Source organism: Polynucleobacter sp. MWH-S4W17 (assembly GCF_018687535.1).
Taxonomy (GTDB): domain Bacteria; phylum Pseudomonadota; class Gammaproteobacteria; order Burkholderiales; family Burkholderiaceae; genus Polynucleobacter.
Map to the genome: position 1 here is coordinate 1901268 of NZ_CP061295.1, position 19771 is coordinate 1921038.

At 45.6% G+C, this 19771-nt stretch carries 24 protein-coding genes; 8 read left to right on the plus strand and 16 right to left on the minus strand.

Annotated features, from left to right (window positions below; all coding sequences use genetic code 11):
* Positions 1-12: 12 nt before the first annotated feature.
* The 8 genes from ptsP to C2755_RS09555 form a co-directional block, all read right to left on the minus strand.
* The gene (gene ptsP, locus C2755_RS09520) at positions 13-1764 is read right to left on the minus strand and encodes a phosphoenolpyruvate--protein phosphotransferase (RefSeq protein ID WP_215321103.1); all 1752 of its coding nucleotides are present in this window, start codon (positions 1762-1764) and stop codon (positions 13-15) included.
* A 5-nt stretch (positions 1765-1769) separates the two neighbouring features.
* The gene (locus C2755_RS09525) at positions 1770-2039 is read right to left on the minus strand and encodes an HPr family phosphocarrier protein (RefSeq protein WP_215321104.1); all 270 of its coding nucleotides are present in this window, start codon (positions 2037-2039) and stop codon (positions 1770-1772) included.
* 17 nt (positions 2040-2056) lie between these two features.
* A complete protein-coding gene (locus tag C2755_RS09530; RefSeq protein ID WP_215321105.1) occupies positions 2057-2479 on the minus strand; it encodes a PTS sugar transporter subunit IIA in 423 nt (140 codons plus the stop codon).
* A 2-nt stretch (positions 2480-2481) separates the two neighbouring features.
* On the minus strand, positions 2482-3423 hold the full coding sequence (gshB, locus tag C2755_RS09535) for a glutathione synthase (protein ID WP_215321106.1): 942 nt from the start codon (positions 3421-3423) through the stop codon (positions 2482-2484).
* Positions 3424-3451: 28 nt separating this feature from the next.
* On the minus strand, positions 3452-4750 hold the full coding sequence (gene gshA / locus C2755_RS09540) for a glutamate--cysteine ligase (protein WP_215321107.1): 1299 nt from the start codon (positions 4748-4750) through the stop codon (positions 3452-3454).
* A gap of 104 nt (positions 4751-4854) precedes the next feature.
* The gene (locus C2755_RS09545) at positions 4855-6339 is read right to left on the minus strand and encodes an ammonium transporter (protein WP_215321108.1); all 1485 of its coding nucleotides are present in this window, start codon (positions 6337-6339) and stop codon (positions 4855-4857) included.
* 13 nt (positions 6340-6352) lie between these two features.
* A complete protein-coding gene (locus C2755_RS09550; RefSeq protein WP_011903792.1) occupies positions 6353-6691 on the minus strand; it encodes a P-II family nitrogen regulator in 339 nt (112 codons plus the stop codon).
* Between the two features lie 24 nt (positions 6692-6715).
* Entirely contained in the window at positions 6716-7537 is an 822-nt protein-coding gene (locus C2755_RS09555; RefSeq protein ID WP_215321109.1) for a TorF family putative porin, read from the minus strand.
* Between the two features lie 263 nt (positions 7538-7800).
* On the opposite strand from C2755_RS09555, the gene C2755_RS09560 reads away from it, so the two are divergent.
* Positions 7801-8055, plus strand: a complete 255-nt coding sequence (locus tag C2755_RS09560) for an accessory factor UbiK family protein (RefSeq protein ID WP_215321110.1) — start codon at positions 7801-7803, stop codon at positions 8053-8055.
* 21 nt (positions 8056-8076) lie between these two features.
* On the opposite strand, the gene C2755_RS09565 is transcribed toward C2755_RS09560, so the two are convergent.
* The 7 genes from C2755_RS09565 to C2755_RS09595 are packed head-to-tail and all read right to left on the minus strand — an operon-like array spanning position 8077 to position 12758.
* Positions 8077-8661: a hypothetical protein gene (locus C2755_RS09565; RefSeq protein ID WP_251368473.1), complete on the minus strand. Its 585-nt coding sequence runs from the start codon at positions 8659-8661 to the stop codon at positions 8077-8079.
* Positions 8654-9664: a lipoyl synthase gene (gene lipA / locus C2755_RS09570; RefSeq protein WP_215321111.1), complete on the minus strand. Its 1011-nt coding sequence runs from the start codon at positions 9662-9664 to the stop codon at positions 8654-8656. Before lipA ends, C2755_RS09565 begins: the two co-directional genes overlap by 8 nt.
* On the minus strand, positions 9661-10305 hold the full coding sequence (lipB, locus tag C2755_RS09575; protein ID WP_215321112.1) for a lipoyl(octanoyl) transferase LipB: 645 nt from the start codon (positions 10303-10305) through the stop codon (positions 9661-9663). The genes lipA and lipB overlap by 4 nt, the downstream gene beginning before the upstream one ends.
* Positions 10306-10312: 7 nt before the next feature.
* Complete coding sequence (locus C2755_RS09580) at positions 10313-10579, minus strand: DUF493 family protein (protein ID WP_072582654.1); 267 nt, start codon at positions 10577-10579, stop codon at positions 10313-10315.
* A 19-nt stretch (positions 10580-10598) separates the two neighbouring features.
* Positions 10599-11312, minus strand: coding sequence for an alpha/beta hydrolase (locus C2755_RS09585; protein WP_215321113.1), 714 nt, complete (start codon positions 11310-11312; stop codon positions 10599-10601).
* A gap of 26 nt (positions 11313-11338) precedes the next feature.
* Entirely contained in the window at positions 11339-11647 is a 309-nt protein-coding gene (locus C2755_RS09590; RefSeq protein WP_215321114.1) for a ferredoxin, read from the minus strand.
* A 16-nt stretch (positions 11648-11663) separates the two neighbouring features.
* Positions 11664-12758, minus strand: coding sequence for a VanZ family protein (locus C2755_RS09595; protein ID WP_215321115.1), 1095 nt, complete (start codon positions 12756-12758; stop codon positions 11664-11666).
* Between the two features lie 37 nt (positions 12759-12795).
* Here C2755_RS09595 and C2755_RS09600 point away from each other — a divergent pair, with 37 nt between their 5' ends.
* Both C2755_RS09600 and C2755_RS09605 read left to right on the plus strand, forming a co-directional pair.
* Complete coding sequence (locus C2755_RS09600) at positions 12796-13581, plus strand: biotin--[acetyl-CoA-carboxylase] ligase (RefSeq protein ID WP_215321116.1); 786 nt, start codon at positions 12796-12798, stop codon at positions 13579-13581.
* Entirely contained in the window at positions 13578-14387 is an 810-nt protein-coding gene (locus C2755_RS09605) for a type III pantothenate kinase (protein ID WP_215321117.1), read from the plus strand. The genes C2755_RS09600 and C2755_RS09605 overlap by 4 nt, the downstream gene beginning before the upstream one ends.
* Here the strand turns inward: C2755_RS09605 and rfaE2 are convergent.
* Complete coding sequence (rfaE2, locus tag C2755_RS09610; RefSeq protein ID WP_215321118.1) at positions 14384-14872, minus strand: D-glycero-beta-D-manno-heptose 1-phosphate adenylyltransferase; 489 nt, start codon at positions 14870-14872, stop codon at positions 14384-14386. The genes C2755_RS09605 and rfaE2 overlap by 4 nt on opposite strands.
* Before the next feature lie 107 nt (positions 14873-14979).
* On the opposite strand from rfaE2, the gene C2755_RS09615 reads away from it, so the two are divergent.
* Genes C2755_RS09615 through C2755_RS09635 form a run of 5 tightly spaced genes read left to right on the plus strand, consistent with a single transcriptional unit; the run spans position 14980 to position 19761 of the window.
* Complete coding sequence (locus C2755_RS09615; RefSeq protein WP_371816851.1) at positions 14980-15534, plus strand: glutathione peroxidase; 555 nt, start codon at positions 14980-14982, stop codon at positions 15532-15534.
* Positions 15531-16907, plus strand: coding sequence for an NAD(P)/FAD-dependent oxidoreductase (locus tag C2755_RS09620; RefSeq protein WP_215321120.1), 1377 nt, complete (start codon positions 15531-15533; stop codon positions 16905-16907). The genes C2755_RS09615 and C2755_RS09620 overlap by 4 nt, the downstream gene beginning before the upstream one ends.
* Before the next feature lie 3 nt (positions 16908-16910).
* A complete protein-coding gene (locus C2755_RS09625) occupies positions 16911-17696 on the plus strand; it encodes a DUF1365 domain-containing protein (protein ID WP_215321121.1) in 786 nt (261 codons plus the stop codon).
* A complete protein-coding gene (locus C2755_RS09630; protein WP_215321122.1) occupies positions 17693-18988 on the plus strand; it encodes a cyclopropane-fatty-acyl-phospholipid synthase family protein in 1296 nt (431 codons plus the stop codon). Before C2755_RS09625 ends, C2755_RS09630 begins: the two co-directional genes overlap by 4 nt.
* Positions 18985-19761 carry an SDR family oxidoreductase gene (locus C2755_RS09635; protein WP_215321123.1) on the plus strand — a complete coding sequence of 259 codons (777 nt, stop codon included), beginning with the start codon at positions 18985-18987 and terminating at the stop codon, positions 19759-19761. Before C2755_RS09630 ends, C2755_RS09635 begins: the two co-directional genes overlap by 4 nt.
* Positions 19762-19771 lie beyond the last annotated feature (10 nt).

Consider the following 19771-nt stretch of genomic DNA (forward strand, 5'->3'; position numbering starts at 1 on the left):
CTCGCTAAGTAGTTAAGACAGCAGTCGCTCTAGAGCCTTTTCCTGCTCTTCGGGCTCATACGCCTTCAAGACCCTATTAACGCGAGCTTTTAATAAACCGACATTGGCCTGAAGAATTTCTCGCTTGACCAGTAATAACTGGCTGAAGTGCATTGAGAAATCCGTTAAGCCCAAGGCAAGCAATAACTTTGTTAATGCAGGATCGCCAGCCATCTCACCACAAACAGCCACAGGCACATTGGCACGTTTAGCTTGCTCAATGATATTGGCTAATAAATTCAATATGGCTGGATGTAATGGGTCATATAAATGGGCAACTGCATGATCTGCGCGATCAATCGCCAGTGTGTACTGAATTAAATCATTCGTTCCAATAGAGAGAAAATCGAATCGGTTAATAAACAAAGGCAAGACTAAAGCAGCAGCCGGAATCTCAATCATCGCGCCAATCTGAATATTCGGATTAAATGCTTTGCCACGCTGATGCAACTGTTGTTTGGCTTTTTCAATCAGCCTAAAAGTTTCATCGATCTCTTTAGCATGCGCCAACATAGGAATCATGATGCGCGCTTGACCATGGGCTGATGCGCGCAAGATTGCTCTGAGCTGCGTTAAAAAGATTTCAGGCTCCGTTAAAGACCAGCGGATTGCCCGCAATCCCAGTGGTGAAGTTCCTGTTTGAGAAATATCGCCACCGCCGCCCAATGCTTTATCTGCACCAACATCAATGGTTCTAATGTTGACAGGTAAGCCATGCATTAAATCGACTACGCGACGGTATTCTTGATATTGCTGCTCTTCATCTGGCAAAGCCTGTTTACGGTCCATGAATAAAAATTCAGAACGGAATAAACCAACCCCTACAGCCCCTAGCTTTACCGCCTGAATAGCATCTTCTGGTAATTCAATATTGGCAAACAACTCAATCTCAACACGGTCAGCTGTTTCTGTTTTTGCATGCTTTAACTGCTGGAGCTTACGAGCTTCTTTCAGAACCTGCGTTTGTAGTTTGCGATATTCGGCTAGCAGTTGCTCATCTGGGGAAACTACTACAACTCCTCGATCGCCATCTAGTACCAACCAATCGCCATGGCGAATCATTTCGCTCGCGTGACGTACGCCAACTACTGCGGGTATTTCCATGCTGCGCGCCACGATAGCAGTATGGGAGGTCTTGCCGCCAAGATCCGTTACAAATCCGGTAAACGCATGCTCTTTAAAACGCAGCATGTCGTGCGGAGCAATATCGTGAGCAACAATAATTGACTCAATACCAATATCGCTTGTTGGCAAAAAATCAGAATCATTTAATGGATCTTTTTTCTGGGAATTTAATGCCTTAATGACTCGTTCAGCAACCTGCCGAATATCGTTAGCACGCTCCTTTAAATAAGCGTCCTCAATATCTGCAAATTGCTCTAGAAGATCATTGAGCTCAGTGGTTAAAGCCCATGCTGCATTTAATCGTTGCGTACGAATGAGTTTAATGGGCTTCTCAGCCAATGCTGGATCCGCCAATATCATACCGTGGACGTCTAAGAATGCAGCCATCTCTTGTGGGGCATCTTTTGGCAACCCTTGGCGCAATTGTTCAAGCTCTAGGCGAACCTGATCAAATGCGTCTAATAGCTTTTGTGCTTCAGCCTCTTCTTTACCAGCTTCAATCAGGTGATGACTCACTTCTAATGCTGCACGAGAAATCAGTACCGCCTTGCCAATGGCAATGCCTTTCGATACTGGAATTCCGTGCAATGCAAAAGTCATGCTATTTACTCACCCTCACCAAATCGGTCATTAATTAAGGCAGTGAGTGCCTGCATAGCTTCATCCGCTTTTTCGCCCACAGTCTCAAGGGTCACAGTGCTGCCGATACCGGCCGCCAACATCATCACACCCATAATGCTCTTCGCATTAATTTGACGCCCATTACGTGACAACAATATTTCACAAGGAAACTGAGCCGCTAATTGAGACAGTTTGGCAGATGCGCGCGCATGCAAGCCTAATTTATTGATGATTTCGATTTCTGCCGAAGGCATAGTGTGCTGGACCTTATCTATTCTTGATTTACTTTTGTACCTAAGCGTAAGATGCCATTCTGCCCACCGGCAAGGGCTTTTTGCGCTAACTCTTCTAGATTCTCACCGCGATGAGAAATGCAACGCATCAGCATAGGAAGGTTTAATCCCGCTAAGACGATGACAGGAGCATTTAAGCCTGATAAAGGCCCTAAGGCCTCAAGCTTAGAGGCCACATTAGCAGGGGTTGCGCCCATAACATCTGTCAGGATCAGGACGCCATTGCCTGTGTTCACACCATAAGCCGCCTTCATTACGCGATCAAAGCTTGCCTTGGTATCTTCATGAGGAGGGATATCCACTGCTCGAACACGCTCAGGCAATACACCAAAAGTATGCTCAGCAAACCCCAGCATTGCGCTGGCAACCGGTGTGTGAGCAACGATGACAATTCCAACCATATTTATGCCAATGCTTTCTCTAGCGCTGCTAACCAAAATTGCGCAACATTAAAGTTGCTTTGGTCAGTAATTTCTACAAAACAAGTAGGGCTCGTCACATTAATTTCAGTGAGATAACCACCAATTAAATCCAGCCCAACTAAGAATAATCCACGCTGATTTAAAACAGGTGCTAATTTTTCAGCAATCCTTTTTTCAGTCTCGGTTAAAGGCATTGCTACGCCTTTGCCGCCGGCAGCCAAATTACCCCGAATTTCGCTACCCTGCGGAATGCGGGCTAGCGCAAATGGCACCACCTCTCCACCAATTAAAAGTACCCGTTTATCACCCTGGGCAATTTCTGGAAGAAAGCGTTGAACCATCAGGGTTCTTGCGCCATTCTCACCAAGGGTTTCTACAATGCTCGCAAGGTTAAGGCCATCAGCCCCAACTCTAAATACACCCATGCCGCCCATGCCGTCTAACGGTTTAATCACGATATCGCGATGTTCTTGATGAAAAAGCTCTACTGCAGCTAATTCACGCGTGACTAAGGTAGGCGGAATCAGCTCTGGAAACTCTGTGATGGATAGTTTTTCTGAATGATCTCGAACAGCGCTTGGCTCATTAAATACTTTCGCGCCCTGACGTGCTGCGGCCGATAACAACCAAGTGGTATTGAGATATTCAATATCAAAAGGAGGATCTGTGCGCATAAGCACAACAGAAAAAGACTTGAGTGTTCGAGACTCAATATCACCTAACTCAAACCAGTGAGTGGAGCTGGGCTTAATCACTAAAGATTGGCAATCAGCCACTACGAAATCATCTCTCCACAACACATTGCGACTTTGACAAAACCACAAATGGTGGCCTGCCTCTTGCGCTGCTCGCATCATTGCGAGTGTGGAATCTTTTTGAATCTTAAAAGATTCAAGGGGATCTGCAATAAAAAGAAGGTTCATTATTTCTATTGAGAGATTAGTGATTTATTTATGCGGCTTCAGCATTGGGATCAGTTCGCTCTAGCTCCAATGATGCAGCAAGCAGCGCTAAGCGAGCAACCACACCATATAGATAGAAGCGATTTGGAGCGGCACTACCCGGCTTAGCTCCGAGATCAGGCATCGAGTTTTGCTCGAAGGCTAGAGGCACAAAATGCATACCTGGAGCATTCAGGTTCTCATCTGGTCCACGGTCAGTATGAACGCGATAGAAGCCGCCAATGACATAACGATCGATCATGTACACCACCGGTTCAGCAACCGCTTCATTGACCTTCTCAAAGGTATAAACACCCTCCTGAATCAGTACATCACTGACTTCAAGACCTTCCTTGACCACACTCATCTTATTGCGGTCTTTACGATTCAAGCCCTTTAACTGCGAGGGATCATTCACTACCATCACGCCCATGCCGTAAGTACCGGCATCAGCTTTTACGACAACATAAGGCTTCTCTTTAATACCGTATTCACGATACTTCTTAGCGGTCTTTTTTAAAACTTGCTCTACAGCAGTTTGAAGTTCGTCTTCACCCTTACGCTCGTGGAAATTAATATTGGAGCAACTAGTAAAGTAAGGATTAATCATCCATGGATCGATATCCACTACTTTGGCAAATTTCTTTGCCACCTCTTCATATGCGGCAAAGTGATTAGATTTACGACGCACATGCCAACCAGCGTGCAAGCCTGGCAGCAAGTACTGCTCATAGATATTTTCCAAAATCGGAGGGATGCCTGCGGATAAGTCGTTATTTAATAGGATCGAGCAAGGATCAAAATCTTTTAGGCCTAAGCGTTGCTTCTTGAGACCCAATCGAGAAAGCGGCTCCATCAACAAGCGATTGCCATCAGGCAAGTCAATCCAGGTTGGCTTTTTAATTTCTTCGGAGAAGGTACCTAGTCGAACATTCAATCCAGCTTGACGCAAAATCGAAGACAAGCGCGCAATATTCTGCAAATAGAAAGTATTGCGTGTATGTCGTTCTGGTATCAGCAATAAGTTTTTAGCCTCAGGACAAATCTTCTCAATGGCAGCCATGGCAGCTTGAACAGCAAGCGGCAACATCTGTGGTGAAAGGTTATTAAACCCTCCAGGGAAAAGATTGGTGTCAACTGGGGCTAACTTAAAACCAGAATTGCGTAAATCGACAGAACAGTAGAAAGGCGGGGTATGTTCTTGCCACTCCAGCCTGAACCAACGCTCAATGGTTGGGGTCGCTTCTAGAACCTTTGACTCTAATTCGAGCAAAGGGCCGGTGAGTGCAGTAATGAGATGTGGAACCATTCCACCATTGTAAGATTATTAAAAGAAAGACGCGGGATCCGAGGATCCCGCGCTTAAAACTAGGCAGCCAACCAGGGCCACCCAGTGAGGGGTAAATCTACTGATTAAGACTCGTAAGCAGTCTCACCGTGTGAGCTGATATCCAAGCCTTCGCGCTCTTCTTCTTCCTTAACGCGCAAACCAATCACGATATCGATCAATTTGAAGGCTACGAAAGAAACTACGCCAGACCAAATTACAGTGGTAATCACGCCTTGAGCCTGGATCCACAATTGGCTAGCAATTGAGTAATCAGGAGCAACAGCGTTAGCCACATAATCCCAAATACCAGATCCGCCTAATGCTGGGTCAGCAAATACACCGGTCAACAATGCACCAGTAATACCGCCTACGCCGTGAACACCAAATACGTCTAAGCTGTCGTCTGAGCCCAAAATCTTCTTGAGACCAGTAACACCCCAGAGGCAAACTACACCAGCAACTAAGCCAATGATGATTGAACCCATTGGGCCAGCAAATCCAGCCGCAGGAGTAATTGCAACCAAACCAGCTACGCAACCAGATGCAGCACCTAACATTGATGGCTTACCTTTGAGAACCCACTCAGCAACTGACCAACCCAATACAGCAGCAGCAGTAGCTAAATAAGTATTCACGAATGCCAAGGCAGCACTACCGTTTGCTTCAAGAGCTGAACCGGCATTGAAACCAAACCAGCCGAACCATAAGAGAGCAGCGCCAGCCATTACATAAACTAAGTTATGTGGCTTCATTGCTTCTTTGCCGTAGCCCAAACGCTTGCCGATAACAAAGGAGCCAACCAAACCAGCGATCGCAGCATTGATATGCACAACAGTTCCGCCAGCAAAGTCGAGAACACCTTTTTGCCACAACCAACCAGCACGAGCAGTAATTGCTTCGAGTGATGCAGCATCTTTGATGTCATCTGGACCAGGCCAGAACCAAACCATGTGAGCGATTGGTAAGTAGCTGAAAGTAAACCAAATCACCATAAACACTAAGATTGCAGAAAACTTAGCGCGTTCAGCAAAAGAACCAATGATCAAGCAGCAAGTGATTGTTGCGAACACTGCTTGGAAAGCCATAAATACATACTCAGGAATCACAACACCCTTACTAAAGGTTGCCGCTACTGAGTCTGGATTCATGCCGCCCAAGAAGAGGCGATCTAATCCACCGATGAATGCCCCGCCTTCCGTGAATGCAAAGCTATAGCCATAAATCGCCCATAGCACTGAAATCAAAGAGAAGACCATGAAACATTGCATGCAGATAGACAAGATGTTCTTGCTACGTGTTAAGCCGCCGTAGAACAACGCCAAGCCAGGAAGTGTCATCAACAGCACTAGTGCTGTACAAACCATCATCCAAGCAGTGTCACCTTTATTGCACTTTTCAGAGCAAAGAACAGGAGCAGGTTCTGCAGCAGCAGGAGTAGCAGCAGGAGCTGTTACAGCTGGTTTTTTTACTTCATCAGCATGCGCTGGCGAAGTAACCATTACACCAGTAGCGCCAATAGCCAAGGCCATAGCACCACCAGCAACGAGTCGTTTCATCCAAGTTAACATTTTGAACCTCTCTTTAAAGTGCTGACGCGCCGGTTTCACCGGTACGAATACGAATGACGTGCTCAACTGGTGAGACAAAAATCTTGCCATCACCAATCTTGCCAGTACGTGCTGATTTTTCAATTGCTTCAATCGCACGCTCCAAGATGCCATCTTCAACAGCAGCTTCAATTTTTACTTTAGGTAAAAAGTCGACAACATACTCAGCACCGCGATACAACTCAGTGTGACCTTTTTGACGACCAAAGCCTTTAACTTCAGTGACGGTAATGCCCGAAACTCCCACTTCCGAGAGAGCTTCGCGCACTTCGTCAAGCTTGAAGGGCTTGATGATTGCGGTAATTAATTTCATGTGTTTCTCCGTTCAGAGTGGAAATTAGAAAGTTTTTGTGAGTGAAACAATGCCTGTTTGACCGCCAAGGTTACGTCCAGTTGGTGAAGGATAAGCATATGAACCGCCGCTACCTTGTTTAACGTTTGTACCAACATAAGCTGCTGAAGCAGACAAGCCGCCTCCGAAGTCTTTAGTAAGTCCCAGCTTCCAATCAGTGTAGCTAGCAGTAGCTTGTTGAGCTGTATAGTACTGGCCAGCAATTCTTTGCATACCTACGTGTGCATTGGCAGTAATACCCCAAATACCAGTATCGTAATTGCCTGTTAAATCAAGGTAGCTTGATCCAGTACTGCTTACAAAGCCGAAAGTGTTGCTTAATGCATAAGAGAATTTCAAGAAACCAGTAACTGGTCCAAATGTTGCATTTTGAGCAGCGTAAATTTCTGTTGTATTTGGATTCACTGAACCGGCAATAATTCCACTAGTTGGGTAGTAGTACTGCAAGATACCGAAATCAGATGCAAAACCTTCTGCAATCAACTCCTTCTTAAAGCCACCGTAGAAGTCCATTTCGATAGGGGCACTCTTAGCTGCGCCAGCATCAGACACCCAACTAATTGATGAGTTCCAGTTGCCAATGTAGAAACCACTTTCGTGGGCATAATCAAAGCCGCCTTGAATGGCTGGCTTGTAGTTTGATTGTGAGATACCACGATAGATGTAGTTATTTGTTACGGTAACGTTAGCTGTAACTGGGCTTACCTCTGGTGCCGCTGGCTCATCAGCCGCGAATGCTACAGTCGAAAGACCTGCCAACAAAGCTACTGCTGCTGCAGAGATTGCTGTCTTTTGCAAAGTTTTCATGAACTACTCCTTACTGGTTGTAATAAAAAATGGGTTGAATGCTTATTGCATGGGGTGATATTGAATCCCCAGGGGTTCATAGCTTTGCCACAAATCCCCCAAATAAGGCAAATGCCCTTTTTTGGTGCTAAATAATGCACCTCAAAGGTGAATATGGGGCATTTATCGGGTTTTAACCCCTTTTTGGGCAGTTTTACGCATACAACTTAAAATACGAATGTGTATCTTTTCTGCAACTCTCAATAGAACTGCGATCTCTCATCATGCAAAAACCAGGCGAAATCCTCGAACAAATCCAACGTATCGCTAACGATATGCAGAACAAAGTTGGTGATGCGATCCGCAATTCGCCAGCTCAAGAAATTGAAAAGAATGTACGCGCCATGATGAACCAAGGATTTCAGAAAATGGACTTGGTTACACGCGAAGAGTTTGAGCTACAAACTAAAGTGCTCGCCAAGACACGTGAAAAGCTAGAAGCGCTTGAAGCTAAAGTTGCTGCACTAGAAAAACAATAATTAAATGATCTTCTCTTCAGACTACTCTGGAGAAAAATCACTAAAGAAGTTTTCATACTCTTCTTTAGACAACAAAGTTTTTGCATTCTCCGTGCCTGCATTCATATGCAGCACTGATATTTGATAAACCCAGATATCACCATTCGGCGCAACTCGATTGATCCAACGAACGCGCATGAGTTGCTGTGATTTACCGCTGGATTTCAAATCCAGAAAATAATCTTTGATCGGCAAACGCTGTCGGTCTGCTATTTTATAAAAAGCATCCTCAACAGTGACAACGCCACCAGATGCTTTTGCCCTGTCAATTAAGTTAGCCTGTAATTGCGAAAGTAACTTACTTAGTGAGGCACTTTGATTGGCCGGCAACTGGATAGTGCTAACCGAGTAAATATCATCATCAATTTTTACCGCCTCAAGTGTCTGTAAGAGTTCTTGATCAAGATAAGGAATGCGGCGCTCTAATTTATCTGGCTTGCCAGGAAATAAAGCGGTATATCTTTCTTGCGGCGCTTGGACTGTACGCCAATCTAATTTAGGACTACATGCAATGAGAAAAATGAAAGCCGCTAGTACGGTGGCGGCCTTAGAAAGCAGTCTAAACAACCCCAGCTCCGTGCGCCTGTTGATCTGCGTGATAGCTTGAGCGCACCATAGCGCCTACAGCCGCATGAGAGAAGCCCATTTCATACGCCTTTTCCTCAAACATCTTAAAGACGTCGGGATGAACGTAACGCGTAACAGGTAGATGATGTCCTGACGGGGCCAGATACTGACCAATAGTGAGCATGTCGATATTGTGCTCACGCATATCGCGCATCACTTCTAAGATTTCTTCATCTGTTTCACCAAGGCCAACCATCAAACCGCTTTTAGTAGGGACATGTGGGAAACGCTCTTTAAAGTCTTTCAAGAGCTTCAACGAATGCAAGTAATCTGCACCCGGTCTAGCCTGTTTGTATAAACGAGGCACCGTTTCGAGGTTGTGATTCATCACATCAGGCAAACCACTAGGTGCATGCTCAGCAAAAATATCTAACGCTTTATCTAGGCGGCCACGAAAATCTGGGACCAATACTTCAATACGAGTATTCGGGGAGAGTTCACGTGATTGAGAAATGCAATCAACATAGTGCATTGCACCGCCATCACGCAGATCATCACGATCTACGCTCGTAATCACCACATAGTTCAGTTTGAGCGCAGCAATAGTACGCGCTAAATTAGCAGGCTCTTTTGTATCAAGAGGATCTGGTCTGCCATGGCCTACGTCACAGAAAGGGCAGCGACGCGTGCACTTGTCACCCATAATCATGAATGTAGCAGTTCCTTTACCAAAGCATTCACCAATATTGGGACAGCTGGCTTCTTCGCAAACGGTTACCAACTCGTTCTCGCGCAAAATCTTTTTGATTTCAGAAAAGCGGGAGTTATTTGAGGCCGCCTTCACCCGAATCCAATCAGGCTTTTTCAATACCTCTGTTAAAGGAATGATTTTGATCGGAATGCGCGCAGTCTTCTCGCTCGATTTTTGTTTACGTGATGCGTCGTAATTGAGGTCTTGGCGCGCCTCGATGGGTGTCTTGGTGTCAGGCTTATTTGTGGTCATGATGGCATCAGTTGCTTTTGTAAATGCTGCAAAAGCCTTTGGCTAATAGTGTCTACATTGTCCTTGATCCCAAGAGTTTGCATGTCGACTGTCTTTAAACCCTCATACCCACAGGGGTGGATACGCTGAAAGGCCTCTAAATCGGTAGCGACATTCAGGGCTAGACCATGATAGGAGCAGCTTTTGGAGACTTTGAGGCCCAAGGCCGCCACCTTAGCGCCAATCCATTCTGAGGGTACTCCTGGCTGCTGAGAGACGTAAATTCCTGGAGCCCCCTGATGCCTTTCAGCCTTAATCCCAAAATCTGCGAGCGTATCTATCAGCGCTTGCTCTATACGAGAGACCAATTCTTTTACGAAAATCCCCAAACGCTTTAGATCTAGCAAAAGATAAACCACGATTTGGCCTGGCCCGTGATAGGTGATCTCTCCACCCCGATCTACTTGCACGAGTGGAATTTGATTGCTGGGTGAATGCAAGTTACCCGCATCACCCGCCAAACCTAAAGTGAAAACAGGAGGATGCTCTAGGACCCAAATTTCATCGGGCGTTTCGTTAGTGCGCTCTTTAGTAAAGAGTTTCATCGCCTCATACGTAGAGGCGTAATCTGCTAAACCCAATTGTTTTACTAAAGCTGCCATGAATTAATTACAGAACAACACTAACCAATGGATGGGTAGACAAGGTTCTGTACAGCTCATCTAACTGTTCACGACTAGTAGCAGTAATTGGCAAAGTAATGCCGAGGTAATTTCCATCCTTAGAAGGGCGCTGCTCAACCTTACTCTCATCAAACGTAGGATCAAATTGTTTGGCAATATGCACTATCGCTGGAAGATATTCTGGGTTTGCTTTACCCATGACCTTGATGGGAAATAAGGATGGGTACTCGATTAATGATTTTTCTTCGGCCATATTGTCTTTCTATTTCTAATTACTTACGATGATCTGGCATGCCCAACCACGCGCCAGTAATGATGTTGCGAATGCAATGCAAGCGGCGATGGAAAAAGTGATCTGCGCCAGGCACTACTTGCACAGTCAACTCTTGCGGACGCGCCCAATCTAAAACATCAATCAAAGGAATGGTTTCATCCAACTCCCCATGAATCAAAATCGTATCCGCGGGTACTGGCGCCAGAGTCCATTTGCCTGCGGCGCTACCCACCATTACCAGGCGCTCAGCTGGACGGCCTAATTCTGAAAGCCTTTGCACTAAGTGACTACCAACAAAGCTTCCAAAAGAAAAACCTGAAACTACTAGCGGCAGAGTATTCGCCCCTCCTATCCAGGATTGATTCGCAGTTGCTTCAAATTGACTCCAGCTTGATGGTGTTCGCATCCAATCGGTTACATGAAGCAAGTCCTCTAACTCACCAACGCCATCGTCATGAACGCCTTCGGTTCCGCCTACACCACGAAAGTTTGGGCGCACGCTCACGTAACCCAACTGGTTAAAAGCACGTGCCATGGTTTGCGCTACCTTGTTATCCATCGTTCCACCCATCAATGGATGGGGATGTGCAACAAGTGCTAAGCCACGAACGGCAAATGCAGGATCATTTTTTAATTCATCTGGCAGATCAATAGACATTTCCATTGATCCAACAATGCCTTCAATCTGAATTACTTTTGTACGGCTATTCATAAAAAACTTTCAACTCTCTGTAATGGCTAGACTAATTGCAAGCGCTCTACTGGACGCCCTGCGATTAAATGAGACTGGATGATTTCTTCAACATCATCCACATCAACCATGGTGTACCAGACGCCGTCTGGGTAGACGACCATGACAGGACCGTCAGCACAGCGATCTAGGCAACCCGCCTTATTCACGCGTATTTTCCCTGGGCCCGCAAGACCAAGCTCTTTCACTCTTTTCTTGGCGTAGTCAAATAAGGCAAAAGCATTGTGCTGATCACAACAATCCTCACCATTGGCGCGCTGATTGAGACAAAAAAATAGGTGGTGTGAAAAACTCATAGAAAAATTATATTCATCAATGTTTCGGTTTAAATTCAACGGCACTTCGAACCATCCAAATCAGCGCCAAAGGTAACCATACTACGGAAACCCATTGCATCAACTCATTAAAGTGCAATAGGCGTCCTTGATACCAGTGTCTGAGCGTCAGAATGAAATATGGATTGTCTGGCAAAACATTGACCGCTATTGTGGTTCCCAGCAAGCAAATCAAAGCCAGCCAAAACTTAGTTGCTTGCTTAAATCGCAAGGCCCATCTTAATAAGATGCTACCTATTACCATTCCCCAGAGCGCGCCGGCTGTAAACCAGATCAAACTAAACTCAGTGCCAAATTGAAGGGCGGTAAATAAAGTCTTTACCATCACTGTTAGGCCAAGCAGTCCATTGAGAATGCGCCACTGGGGGGCTTTGGTGCGCAAACCCAGAGAGAGCAACAAGGCCACTCCAAGCCAGCTTAGCGAGGTAATTGCCGCCTCTTGAATGACCTGATTAATCACCACAGTACCCCAATCAACGGAGCCAAAGATGGCATGCCCCCATACGCCCGTACCAAGCCAAGAGCTTTGTGGATAAATTTGTGACCAGGGAAATAATAAGAACAGGGCACATGCTGCCCAATTAAGGCCAAACCATTGATCAAAGCGCCGACGAATTGCGCTTCCAGAAAGCCATTGTGGTCCTAGCGGAATCGCTAATAAGCCACCTAACAACCCTCCTAATATATTGGCCCACCAGTCCATCTGACTCGGTATGCGAGTAGGCAGCCAAGACTGCAAAGTTTCTACACCTAGCGCCAGGCCAGCACTCAAGCTAAGGGCAATTCCAAGAGCTACGTAGTTACGCCAACGGGGATAGGCAGCAAACATCACCAAAAATCCGAATGGAATGTAAGCCAAGATATTGACCGATACATCAAATAAAGTCATAAAACGAGGCAAAGGAGCATCCAACCATGCCCAAGCAAAGATCCCATTCTGAAAATCAAAGTCAAAGGGGTTCAGGCTTACGTAGATGATCAAAAGCGCGTAGCTTAAGCTCATAGCCCTCGCTAAGGGCATAGCCTGTAGTGGCCATACCAGCTTCCGAGGTCGTTGATCTTTTTGATCCATCCCACAATTCTAGGTCAGACCTTTCTACAATGGCGGAATGACTGCAAATTGCATACTTGAGCGCGTTACTGAGACTAAATCCACCAATGATGATCTTATGAGTCGCTGGCGTGCAGGGGAACTCATTGATCCAGTGGCTCGGATTGCCCACAAACAAACTGCGGGCAAGGGCCGGGCAGGCCGAGCATGGCTAGCCAACCCCGAGGACTCACTTTGCTTCTCTCTCGCATTTCCATTTAAAAGAACTCCGGCCGAACTCAGCGGACTGAGTTTATTGGTTGGTCTTGCAGTGATAGACGGTATTGCACAAGCTTGCAACCTGAGCGAGGAAGAGCTTCAACAGGCCGGCCTGCAACTGAAATGGCCCAATGACTTATTGCTGAACAAGCATAAACTCGGCGGCATCCTTATTGAAGGCGGCCAAGCAAAATCGGGTGATCTTACTTGGATGGTTATTGGGGTTGGTATTAACTTGCGCAATCCAGAAACAATTGAAGCAAATCTAGATACTGGACTGAAAGTGGGCTCACTTGCTCAGCTGACAAAATTACTTCCTGATACAGAATATCTCTGGCTCAAACTAATCGCCTCACTCGAACATAGTCTTGCAGAATTTGACCTGCATGGATTTAAGTTCTACAAAGAACGTTGGATGAGCTGGGATGCTTATCGAGATCAGGCCGTGTACATTTCGGGCGCTGGTAAAGAGGCTATTTATGGCATTGCAAAAGGTGTGGATGAGACAGGGGCATTACTATTGCAACAAGAAAAAAAAATCATCGCCATTCATGCGGGTGATGTTTCTTTGCGGATTCAATCATGAGCCTTTATTTATTTTTTGATGTTGGTAATACGCGCCTGAAGTGGGCGGCTGTGGAGTCAACACAAAATCCTAGCGCTCAACAAAAAAAATTGTGGGCATACTCGGGCTCCATTAGTAGCAAGTCTTTGCAATCAGCAGAACATCGAGCTGAGTTGGCTGACTATATTGCTAAAACCTTACCGAAACCTACAGCTATTGGTTTTGCCTGCGTTGCTGGCCAAGCAGCCATGGCCAATCTCAAATCACTATTTCCGCAATGGAGTGATTTGGATTGGAGGCAGCTCAAAGGGGATAGCGCTTATGCTGGGATGCGTAGCCTGTATCAAGATCCCAGAAAGCTCGGCGCTGACCGCTGGGCCGCGCTGATTGGGGCACGCGTCTTATCGAATAAAAACACCTTGCTTGTGAATACCGGTACTGCTACTACCATTGATTTACTCGGTTCTAACGGCGTACATTACGGTGGATGGATTTTGCCTGGTCTTGGATTAATGCAAGAAAGTTTGGCAAACAATACTGCGCAGCTAGGCTTGGCTACACGCGCAGAACATCATGGGTTTGGACTCTCCACTAACGACGCAATCATTGGAGGTTGCGATGCAGCGCAAATTGGTGCAATTCTGTATGGCATACAACATGCAAAAGAGTTAAATTTTCCCATCGAAAAAATTTGGCTTGATGGCGGTAATGCCAAGGTCCTAGCGCAAGAAATTACAAAAAATAATTTACCAATCAAGCGGGCCGTAGAAGTAACCGAAGGATTAGTACTTCGAGGTATTTGGGCGTGGTTACTGCAAAACCTTTAAGAGCGGATCTTACCCAATAAGCTTGTAGTTGAGCGCTCGTATAGGAAAGGGATCGCAACTGCTTTACCACCCCAACTTTTTACCAGATGGGTTTCTGCCAAAGTATCGATATCGTAATCACCACCCTTGACGTAAATATCAGGACGAATTTTTTCAATCAAATTGACTGGTGTTTGTTCAGTAAACAACATCGTCATATCCACGCTTTCCAATGCAGCCAATAATGCCTGGCGATCAGCCTCTGAATTAATAGGCCTGTCGTCGCCTTTACCCAACATTTTCACTGAGGCATCAGAATTCACACCCACGACCAAGCTAGCCCCCAAGGCGCGGGCCTGGGCCAAATAGCTGGCATGGCCACGGTGCAGGATATCGAAGACTCCATTAGTAAATACCAATGGTCTAGGAAGATTTTCCAGGCGAGCAGCAAGCTGTTCTGGTGAGCAGACTTTTGCTTCAAAAGAGGGGGGTGGCAAATGACTCATAACCCAATATTAATGGCAATCTTGCGAGGCCAGCGATATTACCCAGAATGTCTTAGACTTGGCTTCTCACTCGTGAATAAAAAAGGTGCAATATGCCTCGTTTTGTAATGAACTGCCTATTTGGGCTATTTGCATTCTTGTCTGGATTTCAGCTTGCCAATGCTGCGCCCACTTGCAGCCCCCTGCTCTCCCATACCTTTCCTCGCCTGCAGGATGAAGCGCCGCAAAACCTTTGTCAATACCAAGGGAAAGTCATATTGGTAGTAAATACAGCCAGCTTTTGCGGCTTTACAAGCCAATATGAAGGTCTTGAGAAGATTTACGCCAAATACAAAGAGCAAGGCTTTGTCATTCTGGGCTTTCCTTCTAATGACTTCGGGCAACAGGAGCCTGGCAGCAATAAAGAGATAGCCGATTTCTGCAAGAACACCTATGACGTGAAATTTCCGATGTTTGCTAAGAGTGGGGTTTCCGGCAGCAACCCAAATCCATTATTTAAGATGTTGATAGCTAAAACTGGCACAACTCCAAAATGGAATTTTTATAAGTATTTAATCGATCGAAATGGTAATGTGGTTGATTCGTTTGGAAGCGTTACCAAACCCACCAGTAGCAGCATGACAAATGAAGTTGAAAAGCTTTTAGGAGAAAAAGCTCGGTGAGTAAAAAAAGAATTGCCATTATTGGCGCAGGCATCTCTGGATTAGGCTGTGCCTACGCCTTAAGACAACATCCTGAATTTGAAATTACCTTATATGAAGCTGGCGATCACATTGGTGGCCACAGCAATACTGTCGATATCACTTGCAACATCGGTGGCAAAGACATCACACATGGCGTAGACACTGGTTTCCTGGTATTTAACCGCAAAACTTATCCACGTCTCGTTCGTTTATTCGAAGAAATTCAAGCGCCAGTAGCCCCCTCAGAAATGTCGTTTTCCGTATCGATTGATACAGCCAACAAATCTGGGACGGGGAAAAAGATTGAATGGGCTGGTAATGACATCAATTCTTTTTTTGGACAAAGATCCAATCTCCTGTCTCCATCATTTTGGAGGATGGCTTATGACATCATGCGTTTTAATCGTTTGGCCACTCAGTTAGCGCATGATCAAATTGAAGCTGGTCATCAATATAAAGAGCCTGATGAAAAAATTGCCGATTTTTTAAAACGTCATCGCTTCAGCCAAAGCTTTAAAGAAAATTACTTTTTACCCATGATCGGTGCCATCTGGTCTTGTTCAATCGAACAGATGCTAGAGTTCCCCATTCAAACCATGGTGCGCTTCTGCCATAACCACGGCCTTTTGCAAATCCAAAATCGTCCGCAATGGTTGACCATCAAGGGCGGTTCACGAGAATATGTAAAGCGCCTTGTGACAGCACTAGAAAAGCATGGGGTTGCCATTAAAAGGGAATGTGTCCTGAGAGTAAATACAGGTCATGATGGCGGGCCAGTTGAGGTTATCAGTCAGGCTGGCTCGGCTCACTTCGATGAAGTCATCATGGCTTGTCATAGCGACCAAACACTAGATTTAGTTCATGGCATTGACCAACAATCAAGAAATATCCTGGCATCAGTTCCATACCAAAAGAATCGAGCAATATTACATACCGATATTCGCTTCTTGCCAGACGCAAAACGTTGTTGGGCTGCCTGGAATTACACCGCCAAATCTGGTGCCAAACCAGACACAAAGCAACATGTCAGCGTTAACTACTTAATTAATCGTCTACAACCTCTGCCAGCTCAACTTCAAGATACCCAAATTATTGTGAGCTTAAATCCCTCGGAAGAGCCAGATCCAAAGCTTGTGTATCAAGAGATTCACTATTCACACCCTGTCTTTGATATGAGTGCGATACAAGCTCAGAAGGAACTACCCTTAATTCAGGGCACAGCATCGATTTGGTATTGCGGCGCCTGGACGGGGTTTGGGTTTCATGAAGATGGTTTACGCTCCGGAGAATTAGTGGCAGAAGCTTTAATTGAAAGCATTCATCAGCCGATCAAAACCAAACAAGATGTGTAGTTGATGTCAGATGCCAAAATTAACTTTGGGGTAGTAAAACACCAGCGCTTGAGGCCGGCTAAGAATGCCTTTGGTTATGGGGTTTTCACCATCTCCATCCCTATGCGTACTCGCAATGCTAACCCGAATTTACTGAGTCAGAACGGCTTAAGCGATAACCGTTGGGGCCTCTGTGCATTTTTTGATAAGGACCATGGCTTAGGAGAATCCAATAGCCTTGCTTGGATCGAAAAGATTCTGGCAGATAATCATGTACAGCATATCGATGGAGAAATTTGGCTTCAGACTTTTCCAAGGGTATTGGGTTACGTCTTTAATCCCGTGAGCTTTTGGATCTGCACGCGCGCTGACGGCAAAGTACAAGCGGTACTGGCTGAGGTTAACAATACCTTTGGTGAGCGTCATTGCTATTTACTACACAAAGATTCGGGTAAGGCATTGCACTCTGGCGAAACACTTAGTAGTGAAAAGGTATTTCACGTTTCACCATTTTGCGCGGTACGTGGTGATTACCATTTCCGCTTCTTATTTCCGCAAGATAGTAGTAGCGGCAAGAATAATGTCTGTCGCATTGAGCTTCATGAGGACGGCCAACCCCTCATCAACACCAGCATTAGTGGCATCAGCCACCCACTTAGTCGCGCCAATATCATTCTGGCCTTACTTCGCTACCCTTTAATGAGCGTGGGCGTCATTTTTCGAATACATTGGCAAGCATTGAAATTGTGGGTAAAAGGTGTACCCTTTCACTCAAAGCCTAAACCACCAGAACTTGAAGTTAGCAGATGAATCGTCCAGGACAATCCCTTCTCTCCAGACTCAACTTTTCTCGTCCGCAAGGGCGGGATAGCGCTTCGCCACAACACCAAATTAAAGCTAAGGCACTCTTAACTCTTTTGACGAAGCTAAGCAGTGGCCATTTAAAGCTTACCCTTCCCAATGGCGAAAAGCGCGAGTTTGGCATTCAAAGTGATCAATTACATGCGGAAATTCATATCTTGGAGTGGTCTGTATTTAAAGAGATCATGTCCCACGGAGATATTGGATTTGCCGAGAGCTACATTCAGGGCAAATGGAATACCCCCGACCTTAAGGCGCTCCTTGAGCTAGCCATACGCAACCGAACCATTTTAGAAAAAGCCATCTATGGCAATTGGTATGGCTCGATTTTTTATCGACTAAAGCATTGGTTGCGTGATAACAGCAAAGCGGGAAGTCGCAAGAATATTCATGCGCACTATGACCTAGGCAATGCTTTTTATACGCTGTGGCTTGATCCCACGATGAGCTACTCGAGCGCCTGGTTTTCTGAAGGCGCTCAGCAAGTCTTAGCTGATGCGCAGCGTGCGAAGATTGGGCGCATTCTAGATTCCTTAAAGACTACGCCAGGGGAGCACATACTTGAAATTGGTTGTGGCTGGGGCGGCGTTATGGAGGAGTCTCTTCGTAACAAGAGAGCCATTACCGGCCTAACTCTATCTACAGAGCAAAAAGTATTTGCAGAGGAACGTTTGCTAGAAGTGCAAAGTCAAATTGCTAACCCTCCTAGATTTGAAGTGCGCCTTCAGGACTATCGTGATTGCCAAGAAAAATTTGATGGCATTGCTTCCGTCGAAATGTTTGAGGCAGTTGGTGAAAAACATTGGCCGGAGTATTTTGAAACGATTGCTCATTGCCTAAAAGCGGGTGGCAAAGCTTGCATTCAGACGATTGTGATTGCCGAGGATCTTTTTGATCGCTACAGACGCAACACTGACTTTATTCAACAGTATGTATTTCCTGGTGGCATGCTACCCTCTAGGGCAAGTTTTAAAGCGAGCGCTGCTAAAGCTGGATTACGAATTGATAACGAGTTCGCCTTTGGCGGAGATTACGCAAGAACTCTTTGCTTGTGGCGTGATAGCTTTAATCAAAAACTGCAAGAGGTACGCCAACTTGGCTTTGATGAAGCATTTATACGTCTTTGGAACTTCTATCTCATGTATTGTGCCGCTGGCTTTACTGAGCGTAATATCGATGTAGTGCAATTCACATTGAGCCATCAATCTTCACCAGCATCTTCTGATACATTAAGCGCATGAAACAAAGCGGAATAGCTCACTTCTCAGGCAAAAGAGTCTGGGTCATAGGCGCATCCAGCGGTATTGGTGAAGCTTGTGCGAAAACCCTTCTTCTCAAGGGCGCTAAAGTAGCGCTTTCCAGCCGAAGAGCTGAACGATTAAATGAAATTGCCAGTACTGCAGAGGTTGATCAATCACTCGTTATTCCATTGGATGTCACAGATGATGCTCAACTGCAAGATGGCTATAAAACCATTATGAAGGCCTGGGATGGGGTTGATCTGCTCCTTTTTGTATCGGGCATGTATGTACCACTACGCGCAGATAATTTTGATATCAAGGTTGCCGAGAAGATCATTGATGCAAACCTTTTAGGACCAATGAGAGCGGTTGCTCTAGTGGTACCGGAAATGCTCAAAGCTCACTCAGGACATATTGCTATTGTTGGCAGTGTTGCAGGTTATAGCGGTCTGCCAAAAGCTTTGGCTTATGGCCCAAGTAAAGCTGCCATCATTAATTTTTGTGAGAATTTATATTACGACTTGCTGCCGACAGGAGTCAGTGTGCACATGATCTCGCCAGGATTTGTAGCTACTGAGGCTACCGCAAAAAATGACTTTGAAATGCCAGCCTTAATTAGTGCCGAGGAAGCAGCCAGTGAGATATTGGCCGGCATTCAGAAGGGAGAGTTTGATATTCACTTCCCTAAGCGATTCACAAGATTCTTAAAGTTTCTGAGAATCTTGCCTTACCCAATCTACTTTTGGATTGTGCACCGCTTCGTCAAAATTTAAGCGGCGCTAA

What these genes read in the sequence shown, in the direction of transcription:
- C2755_RS09590 (WP_215321114.1), bottom strand. Translation starts at nt 11,647, where the DNA reads ATGAGTTTTTCACACCACCTATTTTTTTGTCTCAATCAGCGCGCCAAT.
- C2755_RS09530 (WP_215321105.1), bottom strand. Translation starts at nt 2,479, where the DNA reads ATGGTTGGAATTGTCATCGTTGCTCACACACCGGTTGCCAGCGCAATG.
- C2755_RS09595 (WP_215321115.1), bottom strand. Translation starts at nt 12,758, where the DNA reads ATGGATCAAAAAGATCAACGACCTCGGAAGCTGGTATGGCCACTACAG.
- gshB (WP_215321106.1), bottom strand. Translation starts at nt 3,423, where the DNA reads ATGAACCTTCTTTTTATTGCAGATCCCCTTGAATCTTTTAAGATTCAA.
- C2755_RS09545 (WP_215321108.1), bottom strand. Translation starts at nt 6,339, where the DNA reads ATGTTAACTTGGATGAAACGACTCGTTGCTGGTGGTGCTATGGCCTTG.
- C2755_RS09630 (WP_215321122.1), top strand. Translation starts at nt 17,693, where the DNA reads ATGAATCGTCCAGGACAATCCCTTCTCTCCAGACTCAACTTTTCTCGT.
- lipA (WP_215321111.1), bottom strand. Translation starts at nt 9,664, where the DNA reads ATGACCACAAATAAGCCTGACACCAAGACACCCATCGAGGCGCGCCAA.
- gshA (WP_215321107.1), bottom strand. Translation starts at nt 4,750, where the DNA reads ATGGTTCCACATCTCATTACTGCACTCACCGGCCCTTTGCTCGAATTA.
- C2755_RS09585 (WP_215321113.1), bottom strand. Translation starts at nt 11,312, where the DNA reads ATGAATAGCCGTACAAAAGTAATTCAGATTGAAGGCATTGTTGGATCA.
- C2755_RS09605 (WP_215321117.1), top strand. Translation starts at nt 13,578, where the DNA reads ATGAGCCTTTATTTATTTTTTGATGTTGGTAATACGCGCCTGAAGTGG.
- C2755_RS09635 (WP_215321123.1), top strand. Translation starts at nt 18,985, where the DNA reads ATGAAACAAAGCGGAATAGCTCACTTCTCAGGCAAAAGAGTCTGGGTC.
- lipB (WP_215321112.1), bottom strand. Translation starts at nt 10,305, where the DNA reads ATGGCAGCTTTAGTAAAACAATTGGGTTTAGCAGATTACGCCTCTACG.
- C2755_RS09580 (WP_072582654.1), bottom strand. Translation starts at nt 10,579, where the DNA reads ATGGCCGAAGAAAAATCATTAATCGAGTACCCATCCTTATTTCCCATC.
- rfaE2 (WP_215321118.1), bottom strand. Translation starts at nt 14,872, where the DNA reads ATGAGTCATTTGCCACCCCCCTCTTTTGAAGCAAAAGTCTGCTCACCA.
- C2755_RS09555 (WP_215321109.1), bottom strand. Translation starts at nt 7,537, where the DNA reads ATGAAAACTTTGCAAAAGACAGCAATCTCTGCAGCAGCAGTAGCTTTG.
- C2755_RS09615 (WP_371816851.1), top strand. Translation starts at nt 14,980, where the DNA reads ATGAACTGCCTATTTGGGCTATTTGCATTCTTGTCTGGATTTCAGCTT.
- C2755_RS09560 (WP_215321110.1), top strand. Translation starts at nt 7,801, where the DNA reads ATGCAAAAACCAGGCGAAATCCTCGAACAAATCCAACGTATCGCTAAC.
- C2755_RS09525 (WP_215321104.1), bottom strand. Translation starts at nt 2,039, where the DNA reads ATGCCTTCGGCAGAAATCGAAATCATCAATAAATTAGGCTTGCATGCG.
- C2755_RS09625 (WP_215321121.1), top strand. Translation starts at nt 16,911, where the DNA reads ATGTCAGATGCCAAAATTAACTTTGGGGTAGTAAAACACCAGCGCTTG.
- C2755_RS09550 (WP_011903792.1), bottom strand. Translation starts at nt 6,691, where the DNA reads ATGAAATTAATTACCGCAATCATCAAGCCCTTCAAGCTTGACGAAGTG.
- ptsP (WP_215321103.1), bottom strand. Translation starts at nt 1,764, where the DNA reads ATGACTTTTGCATTGCACGGAATTCCAGTATCGAAAGGCATTGCCATT.
- C2755_RS09600 (WP_215321116.1), top strand. Translation starts at nt 12,796, where the DNA reads ATGACTGCAAATTGCATACTTGAGCGCGTTACTGAGACTAAATCCACC.